Here is an 18,136-nt window from a genome sequence, read left to right as displayed (position 1 = left end):
CGGTACGGTTTTGGATAAACTATTTTTATCAAGGACAAGCTCTTTATCATGTTTTCTTTTTTCGTAGAACTCTAGTTACTTTTTAGGGACCTAATAAGGAATGCCCCTCTAAATAGGCTTACTGTATATATTCAAAGCGAGTAGTACTTCCTGTTTGTCCAGCGATTACCTCTAGCCTTACTTCCATTCGGTCTTTCAATTCAGGAACATGGGAAATGACGCCGACTAATCGTCCTGAGTTTTGGATATCCATCAGTGTTTCAATTGCTTGATCTAATGACTCTGGGTCTAATGTTCCGAAGCCTTCATCGATAAACATTGTTTCCAGTGAGATACCACCAGCAAAATTTTGCACCACATCACTTAGACCTAAAGCCAATGATAGTGCTGCTTTAAAACTTTCTCCGCCTGACAATGTTTTAACATGTCTTTCTTGTCCCGTGTACTGATCGAATACGAGTAATTCTAAGCCACTTTGCACATTTCCTTTTGACCGGTCACTTTTTCGGACCAGTTTATATCTTCCACTCGTCATTTTTTTCAGTCTACTATTTGCTTGAAGTAAAATTTCATCTAAAAATGATGCGAGAACATAACGTTCAAATGTAATTCTTTGGGAGTTTTGCCCTCTAGAAATATCATATAAATGCCCAACAAGCTTAAATTGATTTTCTAACTCTTTGACTTTCTTATTTATTTCTACTACCTGATGTTGAATTTCCTTGTTATCTTTTTGCTTTATGAGCATATTCGTATGTTCTTGTTGGAATCTACTTGCTTCTTCCACAATAAGGCTTAACTGTTTTTGTAGTTCCTCCATATTTGGTACAGTTATATCCTTTAGCGCCTCTTCTAAATCCTGTAATCGATCAGAAACAGAACGACACTCTTCTCGATAAGCTTGGACAGCAGCTTTTAGCTTTTCCACTTCTTGATCCTGTAGTTTACTTTCTGCATAAGCTCGATAGGTTGGAAAACCTTGCTTTGCCATTCTATCTAGGAAAATCTCTCTCTCTGCCTGTAAGTTGTCAGATAACTGTTTGATTTGTTTTTCGAGACTTTCTAAACGAACCGACTCTTTTTGCCATTTTTCTTTTGTACTTTGTAGCTTTTCTTGTGCAAATTTAAAGCGAGCCTCCATTTTTTCTAATCGAAGAGAGCTTTCTTGCCATACTTTTTTATACTTAGATAATTCTCGTAAATCAGATGGAATCGTTTCTTTCATTTTTTTCAACGTCGTGTTTTGCTCTGTATATGCAATAGAAGTTTTTGCCATTCCTTCAGCTATTTTATCAAGCTGTGCGTGCACTTCCTGTAATTGCACCTCAACATCTGTTAGCGATTGCTTTATTTTTTCCATCTCTGCTGTTTGCATCGCTAATTTCTTTTGTTCAAGGCTTAATTCCTGTAGTTGACTTTGAATTGTATTTGCTACTACCGAGCAATCCTCTTCCGTAAACGAAGGATAGATATCGATGACCTTTTTCAGCTTATTCTGCGCATCCTCGGCTAACCATTTCCATTGCGTATTTGCTTCGAGCCAAGCAGTTTCTGCTATCGTTTTTTCCTTCTCTATCATTTCAAGATCTTTTTTTGCACTTTTGCGATCCTCTTCTGAGAAATCATCGTCATGAAATAAATTGGTCGCAGGATCCGGGTGATGTACACTTCCGCAAACTGGGCAAGCTTCATCAGTCTTTAAGCTTGTCGCCAACATAACCGATTGATTGGTAATCCACTTATTCTCCAGATTTTCTACTAATGCTTTTGCATCTTCCAATCTTTTTACTACATTGTCTAGCATCTGTTTCTTTGTTTTGGCATCAGCCTTCCGTTTCATGCTAGTATCCGTCACTTCCATATAATCGTTTATTCGCTCTAATATGGATTGCAGATTTCGAATCTTGTCTTTATTTTCTAGAAGCATTTCCTTCATTCCATCTAATTGCTTTATCCGTTCTTTATATGTTTGAATAGTAATTTCTTTTTCTTTTCGTTGTTTTTGAAGTGTTTCTTGCTGGGAAGCATGTGTTTCCATGGATTGTTTTAATTGGAGAAGCTCCCCTTCCACCTCTGCATATTGGAGAACATCCTTTTCCATGTTTTTTAATTCAACAAGGTAATTAGCTAATTGTTTGCGTTCCTCTTCCTTTTCTACTTCTTCCTTGTATTGTTGTTCCGCTTCGATTAGCTGTGCTTGAATCGTTTCTAAAGTAGAACGAAGCAGCTTTTCTTCTGCTTTGCTATCATCGATTTGTCTTTTTAAATGGTGGCAAATTTCCTCTTGCTGTGCAAGAAGAGCAGCTTTTTGTGCCAAATCGATTTTCGTTTCTGTTTCTGTGTAATCCTTTTTTTGACTTTCCAATTCTTTTAACCTTGCAGAAAGATCTTCTTTTAGCTTCATTTGCTTTAAAATAGATTCTGCTTCATATAAATGCTGTCTAATTACATCCCGTTCTTTATTTTTATGTTCGAGCTTTGTCTGTAATTTTTTTATCTCTTCATCCATTAACTCTATTTCTTGTTCTAATAGCGGGAGAATAGCAACATCATTGTCGCTTCCTTGTTCGATTAATGCTATTAAGTCCTTATGAAACACTGCAGCTATCTTAGTTAATGCATTGTTGCGTAATAATGTCTTTTGTTCGACCTCTTTTTTTAGACCTTGTGCTTGTTCCTTTAATCGCTCTTCTATACGTTTATACATTTCTGTATGGAATAACCGCTGCAAGATATTTTCTTTTTCTTTACTGTCAGAGGTAAGCAATCTGCGAAATTCCCCTTGTGGAATCATGAGGATTTGTCGGAACTGATTGCTGTCTATTTGCATGATTTCCTTCACTTTTTCATCCACATCACGAACCGACGAGGCAACGAGTAATTCCTTCCCATCTTCATCAAAGGTAAAGAGCTCCGCTTTCGCTCCAATTGTCGTAAATCCATCTCCTCTTTCTTTTTTCTTTTCTTGCTGTGGAGAACGGATAATTAAATAACGTTTTTCTTTTAATTTAAATTCAAAACTAACTTCTGTTAACAAAGAATCGTCTGCAAACTGACTTCTTAATTCTTGACCATTTCGATCTTCCCCACTTGCTTTACCGTAAATGGCATAGCTAATTCCATCAAAAATCGTTGTTTTTCCTGAACCTGTTTTACCAGAGATAACAAACATCGTCCGATTCCCTAAAACAGTGAAATCAATGACTTCTTTATGGGCATAAGGTCCAAACGCCTGCATGGTAAGCTTTAAAGGTCTCATTTTTGCCCCTCCTCTCGTAACACCTGATTAATTACACCCGTCATCCAGTCTTTTTTATCCTCAGAAAAAGAAGCTGTCGTCATTTCTTCATAAAAGGATGCAAATAATTCAAGCTCATTTTTCTGTACTTCCTTTTGAACTTGTAAGATAGATTTTTCTTTCCGATCTTTATTTTCTATTTTTCTTTCTAAATGGAGAACATTTGGATAGACTTGTCTTAACTTTTGTATCGGATCAATTATCGCGCCTTCATCAAGCAAGGTTATTTTCAAATAATCATCGACTTTTTGCTGCTGATAAAAGGAAACATCTAGTAGCTCTTCTAAATGACCCTCTAACTCTCTCATATCTTTTTGTGGTGTCAGTGCATGATATCTTTGTGCAAAGTTTCCTTTTTCATCCATTTCAATAATCGACACAGACTTCTTTTGCTTCGCTTCGGAAAAAGAATATTTCATTAAGGAACCAGAATATTTCACTTTTTCATGATTAATTGCATCCGGGCTATGTAAATGGCCTAATGCTGTATAAGAAAAGGCATCAAACAATTCCGCTCCAACACAGCCTGTCCCTCCAACAGATAATATCCGTTCCGAATCAGATGTTTTGCCGCCAAGAACAAAACTATGACCGATCAATACATTTGGTTCATTCGTTTGCAAATTATTTTCAATCTTACCAACAATCGCCTTCATTGCATCATGATGATTAAGTATCGTATCATCCTCTAACATTTTCCTGACTACTACAGGTTCACAATAGGGTACTAAGAAAAAATTAACTCCAGCTAAAGACACAGGCGAAAAACTATTTTCGATTTTTCCATTTAAATAAAATTGATTTTTCTGATACCAAGAACTTCCAAAAGATAATCGTTCTGCACTATCATGGTTTCCAGAGATAGCAAGAATCGGTGTATTTAACTCCACATTGATAAAATATAAGACCTCATCAAGTAAATTAACAGCATCTGTTGGCGGAATAGAGCGATCGTATAAATCACCTGCTATAATGACAGCATCAGGCTTTTCTTTTTCTACTAGCTCCATAAATTGTTTAAGCATAAAACGTTGATCTTCTGTCATGTATAATCCATGCACTAATTTTCCTAAATGCCAATCGGCAGTATGAATAAATTTCACTATTTTTTCACCTCTATAATTCATTAAAAAAAGAATGCATTCACTTAAATTATTGTACAATTATTCATTTCAAATAAAGTAATCCTTTAGGCCACATCTATTTCTCAACTCTATTTATAAGTTGCATGTATTCTAATATTATAACAAACATTTCATACGAGTAGGAATGACCGAAGCAGTAAACCAATTATTTCTATTAATATAATAGATGGGATTTAATTCTGATAGATTAGTTAAAAAGTAAGGAGGTAGATGAAAAAGGCCAGACCTTTATTATGGTCTGACCTTTTATATATGAGGAATTGCTATTATTGTACTTTAGTAACGTTAGCAGCTTGAGGTCCACGAGCACCTTCAACTACTTCAAATGAAACGTCTTGGCCTTCTTCTAAAGATTTAAAGCCTTCCACTTGAATCGCTGAATAGTGAACGAATACATCATTTCCATCTTCCGCTTCAATAAAACCAAATCCTTTTTCTGCGTTAAACCATTTAACTTTACCGTTTTTCATGTGAAAAAATCCTCCTAAAAAAGCTTTGCTAGCTTCATCTTTTAATTACCATTTTCAGCGCATAAGCATTAGACTATTAATCTCTCAAACAATAGTAGTCGATCAATAAATAACATACTAAATACGTTAATAACGGTTAATGTAAATTTAACATTTTTAGATATTATTGTCAATAGAAAACCCTTTCATTTTTCCGATAATTAAAAATTACTAGTAACTTAGAACTCTATTTTTTGATTAATTCTGGTAAGCTTTGAATCGATTTAATCATTATATCCAGTTTTGTTTCAATTCGATTCAGCAAATAAAAGCTGATGACAATTGGAAATCCTACCTGGCTTATAAATGATATCATCTCTTCCATTATAAACTCCTCCTAATAGAATTTCTATCTTATTGCTTGGAGACTAATAGTATGAATACCACTAGCCCCAAAGCAAATATTTAATAGAGAATTTCCTTTTATTTCTTAAAACTCATAATCTGTCACATTTCTTTCGACGAGGCGTATTCCTTTAACGGCCACTAAATCTCCATTCGTACTAGTTAACGCATTAGCCGAAATAATACTTTGCATGACAGTTAAAACTTGTTCGGAATTTACTGGTTCAATCGGACTTTCAAGGGAAATTTTTGTTGATTTTCCATTACTCGTTTCGAAAGTTAATTCTAACGTTTTCGCCATTTTCAATCCTCCCTTCCTCTTCGATTATTTTATTTACTAGATTTCTTAGCATGACCACGATAGCTATTATGACTTTATAATTTCTGTCGTATCACTTCTTTCTACAGAATATAAAGAATGGGTCACAAGGGAAGCTAACCCTTCCGCTACTAATAACATTTGATCAGGGGTTGCTGCTTGTTTTACATTTTTAAACGTCTTTGTAATGTAATTTGGATCGCCGTTCTCTTTCAGACCATTTAGAAACATTAATTTAACACTAGCTTCATTCCAAATCGCTTCTGCCATTTGTATCACCTCCTTTCGTTTATTAAATAGAAGGAAGAGATAGAAAAGGACAGTTTCACGAAAAATTCTCATTGAGTATTTTATCCCATCATTTGGCTTTATTTAAAATATGGATTTTAATTAAGGAGAACATGGTTATGCAAACAAACACATTTCTTTTTTAAGCATATGTTAGCTATATAGGAAAAAGGGAGGGAAAAAATGCTGTGGAATGGTTACAGTCTTTTTTACTTGATCATTATTATATATTAGTACCGGTTCTATGGATTATAGGCTATGCCCTTAAACAAACGCCCATTATTCCAGATTGGTCCATCATTTGGATTCTTCTCCTAGCTTCTATATTATTAGCTACTTTTGCATATGGACTAAACTTTGAAGCGGTTACAAATGGGATTATTGCTGCTGGTGTATCTGTCTTCGGACACCAACTTGCAAAACAAACGATTCAAAAGAATGTATCAAAATAGCTTTATCCGATAGATAGATGGAAGAAGGATGCTACATGGTTATTGCTATTACCACACTAAAAAAGAGTCGATCCTTCTTATGCTTGTACAAAAGAATAATCGACTCTTCTATTTTTCATTATAAAGTAAAGTGGGATACCGATTTCTGAAGCTTAGACGCAATTTCTGACAGCTTTTTAGCTGAATCTGTCATTTCAGTCATCGATGCTAACTGTTCCTCTGTTGCTGCAGATGTTTCTTGAGTAAAGGAAATGCTTTCGGACGAAATTTTATGGACATTTTCCATAATCTTTTTCATTTCTTTGCTATTCAATGATACCTCTTCAATCTCTTTTGTTACTTCTACTACATTTTCTGATACAGTGGCAATAGATTGGAGAATTTCCATGAAAGCAACACTCGTTTTTTCCGTTTCCTCTAGCCCTTCACTTACAATCAAATTAGTCTTATTCATCCCGTTAACAGCAAGGCTTATTTCCTTTTGAATACTATCTGTTACATTCTGAATTAAATGAGCAGAATTACTACTTTCTTCTGCAAGCTTTCTCACTTCGTCGGCAACAACAGAAAATCCTTTTCCATGTTCCCCTGCTCTTGCAGCCTCAATTGCTGCATTCAATGCTAATAGATTTGTCTGTTCTGCTACATTCGTTATTAATTCTGCAATTTGTTTAATTTCTGCTGACTTTTCTTCAAGCATTTTGATAATAACAGAAGAATCTTCAACAGAATGACTGATGTCCTTCATTTTAAATACCACGTCATCAATGGAACGATTTCCATCTTTGGCCTTTTCCATTGCACCTGTCATTTTTTCTTTCATGTTGAAGCTACGTTCTGTAATCTCCTCCATGCTTTTATTCATTAAATCATAATTTTCAACAGCAAATTGAAATTGATTCATTTGACTTTCTACTTGTGCTACTGACTTTTCTGAAATACTAGAAACATGTTCCGCAACTACCGCTGTTTGTTTGGCGCTTTTCTCCATTTCCACACTGTTAGTAGTAACTATAATCGCTGTATCTCTAACTTCTTGGATTATTACGCCAAGTTCATCATTCATTTTCCCCAATGAGCGGACCATTTCTCCAAATTCATCATTTCTTTTTCCTTTTATTTCTTGCTTTGTAAGATCCCCTTCACTTACTTTTTTTATTATGGAAGAAGATTCTTTCATTCCTCTTGCTATCGTCCTACTAATCCAAACTGCTAGTAAGATTGCCGATATCATTGCAAAAGCACTTATTGCAATTACTATATATATATAAATCTTTGTTTCGCTAGCAACCTTTTCTCTAATCTCACTCATTTTTGTTTCTTCGTATTTAATCAACTGATCTGTTTCATTACTAAATTCTGTACGGATATCATTTGACTGATTAATTAAATCGAGATAATTTTCTTCATTTTCTAATATCTTTTCTTGCACTGCTTTATCGCCAAGAATTAAAAATTCTCCCTGAAGCTTTTGAATGCTCTCGAAAAGTTCTTTGCTAGTAGAATCGTTATTCATGCTTTTTAACGTGTCAAAATCGTTAACCAGTCTTTTAGAACTACTATCATAATTCGTTAGATAGGAAGTTTCGCCTGTAAGTAAATAACCATTTATTCCATCCGATTGAAGCAGCATATTAATTTTCATATTTTTCAAGATGATTACCTTATTTACTTGCTGGTCAATCACATCTGAATAGTTTTTATCTACCTTTGCGATTTGTGTATTGGAGAGAGTAGCAATTAATAAAATACATATAATGACTAAAAGAAAACCTAACCCCAATTTTTTTGTGATTGTAAATCTCATATCGTTCTCCCTTCTCAATCAACCAGTTAACATATAAATGAAAGAGAATATCTATTTCATTTATATAATTATTCTCCTATTATACTAGTAAATAAGACTTATTTACTAGTCCATTTTCAGTAAAAAAAGTTTTTTCACCAGTTAAACATTTCCAGCAAAAAAATATTTTCGCGCTCTAATAGCAATTATCCGGGAGCTGGATAATTTACATCCTATTCAAAAGCAACTATCTATTAAAATACAGCATAAAAAAGACTAGCTGAAAATCGGTCCTTGTTTCCAACTAGTCTTTACTTTATTAACCTATTGTACAGTGCTTAAATTTTTTGCTAATTTCTTGTAACGGATAAACATTGCAATTCGCCAAGGTACAATCATACAGAAAGCTAGCATCCAAAACATGCCACCCAATGGTCCAACATCAACAGATTTACTTAATATAAATTTAGCAACCATTCGGATTGCTAATAGACCAAATAAGATAAAGATAAATGCTTTCGAATTAATTAAATATATATCTCGTTCCTTGATTTCAAATTTCGTTGTTTTAATTAATAGAAACGAGAATAATACTCCAGCAATAGCTGCTTCTATCATTTCCTGTCCCGTAATACGAAAATAAGGAAAAACAAACATGAGAGCACCCGTACTCATAAAAAATGGTGGAAGAATAATTTTCTTAGCTGAAACAGGCTTCGTAGCCGCTTTCATTCTCATAATCATAAAAAAGACACCCATAAACACTGCGATACATGTTGAAATTATGACAGAAGTCATAGAAAAACCCCTTTACTAACCTTTTATCTTAAACATTACAATACTTTTAATCTTACCATCAAGATTAAACGCTTGTCCATTTTTTATAAGTACATCTATCTATGTATTTACAGGCAAAAAAACGGATACGAAAAAATCATATCCTTTTCTTCATAAATTATTTTAAAACTCTATTTATTGCATCTAATACGCGTGTGTCATCAAAAGGCTTCACGATAAAATCCTTTGCACCAGCTTCAATTGCTTCTACTACCATTTTTTGTTGTCCCATTGCAGAACACATAATAATTTTTGCCAGAGGGAATTCATTCTTTATTTCTTTGACAGCGTCTAATCCACTCATTTCTGGCATGGTAATATCCATGGTGACTAAATCCGGATCTAATTCACGATACATTCTTACTGCTTCCTTTCCGTTTTCAGCCTCACCAACTACTTCATGACTGGATCTAGTTAAAATATTTGAGAGAGTCATTCTCATAAACTTTGCATCATCCACAATCAATATTCGAGCCATCTTACTTCCTCCTCAACAACCAAAAAAACAATATCTATTAATAAAAATGCATTACATAACGCTTATTTCAATATAGCGAAACTTCAAGATAATTTCAATCTATTTTGTTATAAAATATAACAAACTATGGCAAGTATTTAACTAAGATTTCCTATTACGATGTAAATTTCTAACTTAACTCTTTTCTCTCATTATACATCAAGGCGTTATTATTAAAAACCTTGAAAGTCTCCAAAAATTGGTGAAATAACTCGTGTTAACCATTTCATCCCATCTACATATAACAATATTCCCATTGCAATCATACAATAACCACCAAATTTCATCCACCATACACTATACTTCTTTAGCTTGTTCAAATGAGAAATAAAAAAAGATAAGAGGATAAATGGAAGTGCAAAGCCAAGAATATACCCTCCTAAATAGAGCAAGCTTGTCTCTGGATGAAGACTTGCTAAAGATAAAACCGTTGCTAGAATAGGTCCGTTACACGGTGTCCATCCAGCAGCGAAGCTTAACCCAATTAAAAAGGAGCCTAGAAATCCTGTTGGCCTTGTCTTAAAGGAAAAACGGTATTCTCTCATCATCCATTTAGGCTTTAAAACTCCAACAATCATGAGACCAAAGAAGATAATAAGGATAGAACCAATTTTTCTTATTTCTTCGTGATATGCTTTAAAATAGGTCCCTATTAAAGAGGAACCAAAACCAAGTGCAATGAAAATAATTGAAAATCCTAAAAGAAATAATAGTGTATGAAGAAAGCTAGCATTTTTATTCATACTTCCCTCTTCTAGCTGCCCAGTCGACATACCAGTAATATAGGATAAATAAGCTGGATATAATGGTAAACAGCATGGAGAAATAAAGCTTAAAAAACCTGCACCTAAAGCAATAAATAAGTTTAAATCTACCACTATTTCTCTCTCCTTTTTGCCATTTTATTAACTATATGCTTGTTCCATCCTTTTATGTATTTGCGTTATATTTTGCATTTACTTCCAAAAATAGATATAATTAAACAAATATAATTTCCATTAGTGGTGGATTTCCCATCATTCTCCACTGATAGATAGTTAACCTCCCACCAATCATTCTCGAATTCCATACACAAAGAGATGAAAGTCTTATTGAAGCTTAAGAGTGGGATAATAACATAATGTGCTATATTACTCGTATTAGAGAAAGGACAATCAACCATGCTAAAAAAGCAATTGCTAACTCAAATTGAATTAAAGCGCACAGAGCTAATTGAAATTGCTATGAAACATGGTTTTTCATCTTCCTCAGCCATTATATGCAGTCAAGAATTGGATGTATTACTAAATAAATATAATGAAATGAACGTAAAAAAAGAATTTCATAGCTTTCGAAAAACGAAAGAGCAATGGAATATTTAGAAAAATAACGAACAAAAACCCGAAACCAACCGCAAATGGCGCGGATTGATCTTCGGGTTTTTAGCTATTTAGGAATGCTCTATTTGATGCTCCACTGTTTCTTCAATAGAGTCGGCTGCTCCATTTTGAAGAAGATACATTTTATAATATAATCCCTTTTGCTGTAGCAATTGTTGATGTGTTCCTCTTTCTACAATTGCCCCTTTATGAAGTACGAGAATTAAATCTGCATCTTGTATAGTAGAAAGACGATGCGCTATTGCAATCGTTGTTCGCCCCTTACGCATTTTAGATAGCGCAAACTGAATAGCCTCTTCTGTTTCAGTATCAATGTTGGCAGTTGCTTCATCCAATATTAAAACTTTTGGATTGGTTAAAATCGTTCTTGCGAATGCAATAAGCTGGCGTTGACCACTAGAAAACGCAGAACCTCTTTCCACCACTTTATGATTATATTGATCCTCTAATTTTTCTATAAACAAATTGGCTTGCACAAATTTAGCCGCTTCTACTATTTCTTCATCACTTACTTCCTTATTATATAGACGAATATTATCCTTTACTGTTCCGTAAAAGAGAAACGGATCTTGAAGAACGAGCCCCATTCTTTCACGCAGCTCCATCTTGCTAAATGATTTTAGGGATTTTCCATCAATCAAAATATCCCCTTTTCCAAAATCATAAAACCTCATAAGCAGGTTAACAATCGAGCTTTTTCCACTTCCAGTATGACCTACTAATGCCACCGTTTCCCCTTCTCTTGCAGTAAAGGAGATATTTTTTAAAACATCTTGTTTGCCATCATAGGAAAAAGTAACATCTTTGAATTCAATAACACCATTTTCGATTTTATTTTTACTAGTTGGAACAAGAGATGGCTCTATATCCTCTTCGTCCAAAACGGTGAACACACGAAACGCTGATACAATCGCTTGCTGATAAAGAGATAACCGCATCATCATATTATTAACTGGCTCGAAAAAGCGATCTAAATAACTTACAAATGCGTATAAAACACCTATTTCAATTGGATTTGTAAAAGAAGAAATTCCAAAATAACTTAAAACAAGCATAAGACCTAAAACATACACAAGATCAATGGCAGGTCTAAGCAATAAGCCTTCAAGCTTTATATTTCGCATTCCAGCATTATAGTGCTTTGTATTAATATCATCAAATTCACGCTTTAATCTTTTTTCCTGTCTGAATACTTGAATGATATTCATTCCCTGTAAAGATTCACTAAGCTTTGCATTTAATTGGCTTAATCGTTCTCTAATATCCTGATAAAAACTTGCACTATACTTTCGATACGTATAAATGATATATCCTAGTATCGGCAGTAAAATTAGACAAATCGCACCAAGCTTTACATTTAAAACAAACATCGCAATAATAATTCCAAAAATCATAAACCCACTTTGGATAAAGGTTGCAAGAACGCTCACAAACATATCTTTAATAGCTTCTGTATCATTAGTGACTCTCGAAACAGTGCTTCCTGCCGGTATTTTGTCAAAATATCGCAGGCCAAGTGTATGAATCTTCGAAAATATATCCACTCGGAGCTGTTGGATAATATATAAAGCTATTTCCTGAAACTTAAACAATTGAAAGTACATAATTACCACATTCATGATTTGAATGAGAATATAGGTAACTCCTAATACCATCAATGGCTGTACTTCTAAATTTCTTGGTGTTAAATAATCATCAATAAAAATTTTAATTAAATATGGTCCTGCTAATTCTCCCAATGTCGATAAAAGTAAAAGACCGAAAGCAATCATTACTGCTTTTTTATGTGGCTTTATATATCCTAATAAACGATATAATACTTTTCTCTGCTGCTCACTCGTCAGTTTAATTGTCTTATCCATTTGTATCCCCCATGCTGACCATTACTTCTAAAGCTTGGCGATGATACATTTCTTTATACCATCCAGTTTCCTTTACAAGCTTTTGATGGTCCCCACTTTGAATAATTCGCCCTTCATCTAATACAATGATAAGGTCTGCATGTTCAATAGCACTTAATCGATGGGAAGTGATGATTGTTGTTTTCCCTTCCCGATTTTCCCTCAAGGCAGAAAGTATACTTTCTTCGGTTTTTGCATCCACTGCGGAAAGTGAATCATCTAGAATAAGAATTTCCGGATTCATAAGAAGGGCTCTCGCGATCGAAATCCGCTGTTTTTGTCCCCCAGATAAAGAAACCCCTCGTTCTCCAACTACGGTGTCATATCCATCTGTAAACAGAAGAATATCCTCGTGAATATTTGCTAATACTGCCGCCTGATGAATAGCTGAATCCGAAGCTTTTGGATTAGTAAATGCGATATTTTCTTTGACACTAGCCGAAAAAAGAAAATGCTCCTGTGGCACATAGCCAATCGTACCTCTTAAGGTATCTAAGTCTATTTCTTTAATTTCAGTACCGTTAATCATAATCTTTCCTTCATATTGGTCATATTCTCTAAATAATAATTTTAAGAGTGTCGTTTTCCCAGCTCCTGTTTTTCCAACGATTCCAAGTGTCTGCCCACGCTTTAACCGAAAATGAATATCTTGAAGAACATCTACTTTATTGTTATAGGAAAAATATTTTAAATCATAGACAATATCTCCAGCTAGATGGGTTTTGATAGGTATTGGCTGATTGATAATATCAACCTTTGTTTCTAGCAATGCGGTAACACGATCATAGGAAGCTCTTCCTCTTTCCATAATATTAAAGAGCCAACCAAATGCCAGCATTGGCCAAATCAGAAGTCCAAGATAAGTAGTAAAGGAAACGAGCTGTCCTAAGCTTAATTCTCCATTAATTACATAACGAGAACCAAAAACAATCGCTAAAAAGAAGGATATGCTAACAATAATTGTGATAGTTGGATCATATAACGCATCCACTCGCGCAACTTTTATATTTTTATCCACTATATCAAGGGATGACTTGCGAAAATCCTCGATATCTTCTTTTTCTTGCCCAAATGTTTTTAATACCTTTATACCCGAAATACTTTCTTGTGTCTTGTCATTTAAAGAAGAAAAAGCAGCCTGTGCCTGATGAAAATATTTATGTATTAAAGAACCATAATAGCTAGTTAATATTGCCATTAATGGCATTGGTAACAAACAAATAAGTGTTAGTTTCCAACTAATGGTTGTCGCCATTGCAATAATCACAAATCCTCCTGTTGCTAACGAATCGACTAGCGTAAGAACTCCCTGTCCTGCAGTCTGCTGAATCGCTTGAATATCATTCGTCGCATGGGCCATTAAGTCCCCTGTTCGATTTCGCTGATAAAAGGATTGAGACATTTTCGTAAAATGACTGTATAATTGATTTCTCAATAATTTGCCGAGCTTCACAGCTGATCCAAATATCATGACCCGCCAATAATAGCGGAGCACATACATAGCTATAGCTGAGACTACTAGTATTCCGAGCCACTGCAATAAAATGGTCCAATTCAATGTTCTACCCTGAATATGGTCCACTACAATCCCAACAACCCTTGGAGGAATAAGCTGCAATACAGCAACGAAAATCAACAGGATAATCCCTCCAAAGTACGCTTTCTTCTCCTGCATAAAATACCATTTCAAATCGAAAAAAACTTTCAAACCATATACACCTCTTATCTGTGGAAACTAATTATGTAAAAATACCCTTCATTAGTTTAGCAAAATATGTAGGAACAAGGAAGGGATTTTATTATATTTTCAAAATATTTAATGGAGTATAAATATTTATTTTTCTTTATTGATAGTACTTTTATTAAACTTCTTTAACTAAATAGAGTTTGTTTTGAATATCTTTTTTATTGTTCACTATAATAATTTGAGTGAAACCACCCTAACGCGAACAAACGTTCTATAATCTATTTTAATACTTGTCAATGGTTATTGTCAATAGGTGGTAAAATAGTTATTTGACTATTTTTGCTCCTTATTCTATTTATATATCATTTATTCACACTTTTATATTCCACCTTAGAAGTTGTTGATTCTGGTCACAGGTTCGAAATAGGAATAGATTTTGAATAAGGTCATATAGGAAATTCAATTCTAAATGGTATTCTTTACTCAGCAATATAATGATTCCAGCAAAATGCAAATCATTAAGATTTATTTTTGCGAAATAGATAGTATTTTGTTATATCTTGCGGTTTCCGGGGAAATGAAAGACGATTCCTATTTTTAAATATGCACTGAATCGACTATTGTATTGGCATCTTTATTGGTAGATAAAAAGGGGAAACGGTCTTAGTAATTGTGGAGTTTCTTTATTAGGAGTATAAAGGGGATATGGTTCATCGTTCTTTTAAATAGAGTGTTTTTTCCTTTATAGAAGAACTGCAAAATAAAATTAGCGGAGTTTTTCCGGTTAAATGCAGAATGGAGCTGGTTTTGGAGAAAATAAGGGAATCTTTTCCGCTTCTACACAGCAAAATCACCTATTTATGAAGATTTCGAGCCAATAGCCGGAATCGCTCCGTCTATTTCAGCCCTTTTTCTTATTAATTACTAAATAAGCGGAATTTTTCCGTCTATTATCAGAGCTCTCGGATCCATATGCTGTTATCAGATGAGGGCATTTTATTGAACAGTTTATTAAAATTTGTACTCAAAACAGCACTTCATACCAAATTTGTTTCTATGTCCATTGATTTGCCAAAAATAGTTTCCTTTTCATTTCTCTCTCAGTACTCTACATTTTATGTATTCTCTCTTATTTCTTCCAATTAAAAGGCATCTCAAAATGGGATGCCTTTGGTCTTCTGTCAAGAAAGTGGACACTAAAATTTGAGACATTTAAAACCAAAAACACTACCGCACTTCGTTTGGTGGGGTGTTAGAAATGATCACTCGAAAGGCATGACTGATCATTTCTAACACCGAATGTCCAAATTATGAGACAGTGGTAACTTCCTCTTTCCAGTTGTTTCTCTCAAATTGATTCGGTGATTGTTTCCCCAGAGTAGAGTGCTTTCGCCTTTCATTATAAAAACTACTAATATAGTGATTTATCGCTTTTATAGCTTCTTCCTTCGTTTTAAAGCGCCTTCTATAAATAAAATCTTTCTTAATCGAAGCATGAAACGATTCAATACAAGCATTATCGTAGGGATTCCCTTTTCGACTCATACTAATTTTCATTTCTTCCTCTTTTAAAATATTGATATATTCATTAGAACAATACTGAGAACCTCGGTCAGAATGGTGAATTACCCCTTTTCCTGGCTGCCTAGAGATAATCGCTCTATTTAATGCTTGTATAGTTAGTTCTTTTTTCATGTGGGGAGCAAGACTCCAGCCAACGATTTTCCGCGAAAACAAGTCCATAACAAATGATAAATAAACCCATCCTTCTAGCGTCCAAATATACGTAATGTCCGTTACCCATACTTTATTGGGTTTCTCCACGTTAAATTGACGGTTTAACAAGTTAGGAGAGATAGGGAGATCATGTTTAGAATCAGTCGTCACCATATATTTTTCTTTCGGCGTCGCAGTTAACCCCAATTCTTTCATCAAGCGTGCAACAGTCTTTTGGGAAATCGTATAGCCCCACTCCATTAAGTCGGCATGTACTCTCGGACTTCCATACGTACCATAACTCTCATGAAAAGATTTACTGATTTTTTGCTTAATCTCTAGACGATAGGCTTCTTTTTCAGATGGAAGCTGATCCTGCTTATTCAACCATTTATAATAGCCACTTGATGATACTTTCAGCACTTCGCACATCTTCGCCACTACGTGTTCATCAGAGTGGGCTAGGATAAATATATAAATCACGCTTGGTTTTTTGTGAAGATGTGCATGGCCTTTTTTAAGATTTCATTCTCCTCTTTCAAAGCTTGTAATTCTTTCTCGTGTTGCTTTTTTAATTTTTCAAGTTCGGTAGGGGTTAGATAACTTTCCGTACTCTGTCCACCCCTTATTTTCGCCTTGTAATCGGAGACCCAACGGCTTACTGTTTTAGGTGATAACTCAAGTTCATAGGATACTTCAGAAGCTTTCCTCCCTTCCTCCACAATTAACTTTACAACATAGTCTTTATACTCTTTTGAATGATGCTTTCCCATATGAACACGTCCTTTTAAATGATGATTGTATTATATCCTAAATCTCATTTTTACGTGTCCACTTTTTAGACTAACCTCATTGCTGCTTAAAAACCTCATTATAATAATTAAATTGAATCAATATTTTTCCTGATTTATCAATCGCCATTCCTTCTGGCTCTCGAGTTGTATTCAATTTCACTCGATTGACATTTTTACCATTACTATCAAAGCTCATATATTCGCCATCTGAAAGAATATAGTATTTACCATTTCCATAAGTAAAGCCTTGAATTGGTTTACTGCTTGATGTCCCAACCAAGCCATCGATATAAATTTTCTCGTTCCAATTTATCGTTGTGGTAGAATCAGCACCTAATTTGATTTTATAGATATTATATCCCTTCCCATCAACTGATTTTGATACGCCTACAGCTGTAGTCGAATTAAGTAAAGTTATCACATTCGGATGAACGATGGATGGTAAATCCCAAGTCTTAAGCACGGTTAAAGTAGTAGGATTTACTTTTTGAAGCTTATACGTTTGCCCTGTTATATTAACTAATAAATATAAATAACCATTCTTGTAAGCAATTCCTTGTGCATGACCTGTTGTCAGCATGGAACTCATTCTTATCAATTTGCCTTGAGGGCTATATTTGTAAATGTATCCAAAGGTTGTTTTATCCCCAGTTGCATAGGTGATATACATATTATTACTGTCATCAACAGCAATTCCTTGTAAACTTCTAGCTTGATATGGATCCAACACTCCAGCAGGGTTTCGATACGGATAAAATAGTGTTTTAACAACCGTTTTATTACTAAAAGTGATTGTATGATTTAATAAATCTGCCGCCTTCACATTAATAGAATTAGTTATAGAAAGGGATACAGACATCATGATGATAAATATGGCCAAAACAAGATGTTTAATAATAGTAATCTCCTCCCACGTTTTTATTGGTAATTCTGTTAACTTCCCCATTCTCCTATATCTTGTAAATACCCGTTTTCTCGTTTGATATTCTTTGGTTTCATTATTAATTGTTTTCATAGTGAGAATAATATAATCTTTCCTAAGCAATAGAAAAACCACGAATCTGCTGTCTATTCAACAAATTCGTGGTTTTGAGTAGATATTAAGAAAAATAAACCAGACTCATAAGAATAATAGGAGAAAAGTTCACTCTCTATTCTATATA

The 18,136-nt window shown here is 34.3% G+C and carries 17 protein-coding genes; 2 read left to right on the top strand and 15 right to left on the bottom strand.

What is annotated here, in order from left to right:
• Nucleotides 1-118: 118 nt before the first annotated feature.
• From NYE52_RS10825 to NYE52_RS10800, 6 genes are all read right to left on the bottom strand, one after another.
• A complete protein-coding gene (locus NYE52_RS10825; protein WP_341193066.1) occupies nucleotides 119-3,259 on the bottom strand; it encodes an AAA family ATPase in 3,141 nt (1,046 codons plus the stop codon).
• The gene (locus NYE52_RS10820) at nucleotides 3,256-4,401 is read right to left on the bottom strand and encodes an exonuclease SbcCD subunit D (RefSeq protein WP_341193065.1); all 1,146 of its coding nucleotides are present in this window, start codon (nucleotides 4,399-4,401) and stop codon (nucleotides 3,256-3,258) included. Before NYE52_RS10820 ends, NYE52_RS10825 begins: the two co-directional genes overlap by 4 nt.
• Nucleotides 4,402-4,709: 308 nt before the next feature.
• Nucleotides 4,710-4,913: a cold-shock protein gene (locus NYE52_RS10815; protein WP_341193064.1), complete on the bottom strand. Its 204-nt coding sequence runs from the start codon at nucleotides 4,911-4,913 to the stop codon at nucleotides 4,710-4,712.
• Nucleotides 4,914-5,139: 226 nt separating this feature from the next.
• Nucleotides 5,140-5,277: a YvrJ family protein gene (locus NYE52_RS10810; protein WP_341193063.1), complete on the bottom strand. Its 138-nt coding sequence runs from the start codon at nucleotides 5,275-5,277 to the stop codon at nucleotides 5,140-5,142.
• A gap of 105 nt (nucleotides 5,278-5,382) precedes the next feature.
• Nucleotides 5,383-5,598 (bottom strand): DUF2922 domain-containing protein, encoded by a 216-nt coding sequence (locus tag NYE52_RS10805; protein WP_341193062.1) that lies wholly within the window; start codon nucleotides 5,596-5,598, stop codon nucleotides 5,383-5,385.
• 66 nt (nucleotides 5,599-5,664) lie between these two features.
• Entirely contained in the window at nucleotides 5,665-5,886 is a 222-nt protein-coding gene (locus tag NYE52_RS10800) for a DUF1659 domain-containing protein (protein ID WP_341193061.1), read from the bottom strand.
• Nucleotides 5,887-6,092: 206 nt separating this feature from the next.
• Between NYE52_RS10800 and NYE52_RS10795 the strand changes: the two genes are divergently transcribed.
• The gene (locus NYE52_RS10795) at nucleotides 6,093-6,356 is read left to right on the top strand and encodes a phage holin family protein (RefSeq protein WP_341193060.1); all 264 of its coding nucleotides are present in this window, start codon (nucleotides 6,093-6,095) and stop codon (nucleotides 6,354-6,356) included.
• 118 nt (nucleotides 6,357-6,474) lie between these two features.
• On the opposite strand, the gene NYE52_RS10790 is transcribed toward NYE52_RS10795, so the two are convergent.
• From NYE52_RS10790 to NYE52_RS10775, 4 genes are all read right to left on the bottom strand, one after another.
• Complete coding sequence (locus NYE52_RS10790; RefSeq protein ID WP_341193059.1) at nucleotides 6,475-8,163, bottom strand: methyl-accepting chemotaxis protein; 1,689 nt, start codon at nucleotides 8,161-8,163, stop codon at nucleotides 6,475-6,477.
• A 303-nt stretch (nucleotides 8,164-8,466) separates the two neighbouring features.
• Nucleotides 8,467-8,940: a CcdC family protein gene (locus NYE52_RS10785; protein ID WP_341193058.1), complete on the bottom strand. Its 474-nt coding sequence runs from the start codon at nucleotides 8,938-8,940 to the stop codon at nucleotides 8,467-8,469.
• Nucleotides 8,941-9,097: 157 nt separating this feature from the next.
• The gene (locus NYE52_RS10780; protein ID WP_341193057.1) at nucleotides 9,098-9,457 is read right to left on the bottom strand and encodes a response regulator; all 360 of its coding nucleotides are present in this window, start codon (nucleotides 9,455-9,457) and stop codon (nucleotides 9,098-9,100) included.
• Between the two features lie 212 nt (nucleotides 9,458-9,669).
• Nucleotides 9,670-10,374 (bottom strand): cytochrome c biogenesis CcdA family protein, encoded by a 705-nt coding sequence (locus NYE52_RS10775; RefSeq protein ID WP_341193056.1) that lies wholly within the window; start codon nucleotides 10,372-10,374, stop codon nucleotides 9,670-9,672.
• A gap of 282 nt (nucleotides 10,375-10,656) precedes the next feature.
• Here NYE52_RS10775 and NYE52_RS10770 point away from each other — a divergent pair, with 282 nt between their 5' ends.
• Nucleotides 10,657-10,857: an aspartyl-phosphate phosphatase Spo0E family protein gene (locus NYE52_RS10770; protein ID WP_341193055.1), complete on the top strand. Its 201-nt coding sequence runs from the start codon at nucleotides 10,657-10,659 to the stop codon at nucleotides 10,855-10,857.
• A 68-nt stretch (nucleotides 10,858-10,925) separates the two neighbouring features.
• Here NYE52_RS10770 and NYE52_RS10765 read toward each other — a convergent pair whose 3' ends face one another.
• The 5 genes from NYE52_RS10765 to NYE52_RS10745 all read right to left on the bottom strand — a co-directional run bounded on the left by NYE52_RS10765 (nucleotide 10,926) and on the right by NYE52_RS10745 (nucleotide 17,919).
• Complete coding sequence (locus NYE52_RS10765) at nucleotides 10,926-12,737, bottom strand: ABC transporter ATP-binding protein (RefSeq protein ID WP_341193054.1); 1,812 nt, start codon at nucleotides 12,735-12,737, stop codon at nucleotides 10,926-10,928.
• The gene (locus NYE52_RS10760) at nucleotides 12,730-14,484 is read right to left on the bottom strand and encodes an ABC transporter transmembrane domain-containing protein (protein ID WP_341193053.1); all 1,755 of its coding nucleotides are present in this window, start codon (nucleotides 14,482-14,484) and stop codon (nucleotides 12,730-12,732) included. The genes NYE52_RS10765 and NYE52_RS10760 overlap by 8 nt, the downstream gene beginning before the upstream one ends.
• 1,287 nt (nucleotides 14,485-15,771) lie before the next feature.
• Nucleotides 15,772-16,662, bottom strand: coding sequence for an IS3 family transposase (locus NYE52_RS10755; RefSeq protein WP_341193052.1), 891 nt, complete (start codon nucleotides 16,660-16,662; stop codon nucleotides 15,772-15,774).
• Nucleotides 16,659-16,952: a transposase gene (locus NYE52_RS10750; protein WP_341193051.1), complete on the bottom strand. Its 294-nt coding sequence runs from the start codon at nucleotides 16,950-16,952 to the stop codon at nucleotides 16,659-16,661. Before NYE52_RS10750 ends, NYE52_RS10755 begins: the two co-directional genes overlap by 4 nt.
• 76 nt (nucleotides 16,953-17,028) lie before the next feature.
• On the bottom strand, nucleotides 17,029-17,919 hold the full coding sequence (locus NYE52_RS10745) for a hypothetical protein (protein ID WP_341193050.1): 891 nt from the start codon (nucleotides 17,917-17,919) through the stop codon (nucleotides 17,029-17,031).
• Nucleotides 17,920-18,136 lie beyond the last annotated feature (217 nt).

Origin of the sequence: Niallia sp. FSL W8-0635, from assembly GCF_038007965.1 — a bacterium.
Taxonomy (GTDB): Bacteria; Bacillota; Bacilli; order Bacillales; family Cytobacillaceae; genus Niallia.
Note: the sequence above shows the minus strand (reverse complement) of the source record. Positions and strands in the feature narration are given on the sequence as shown.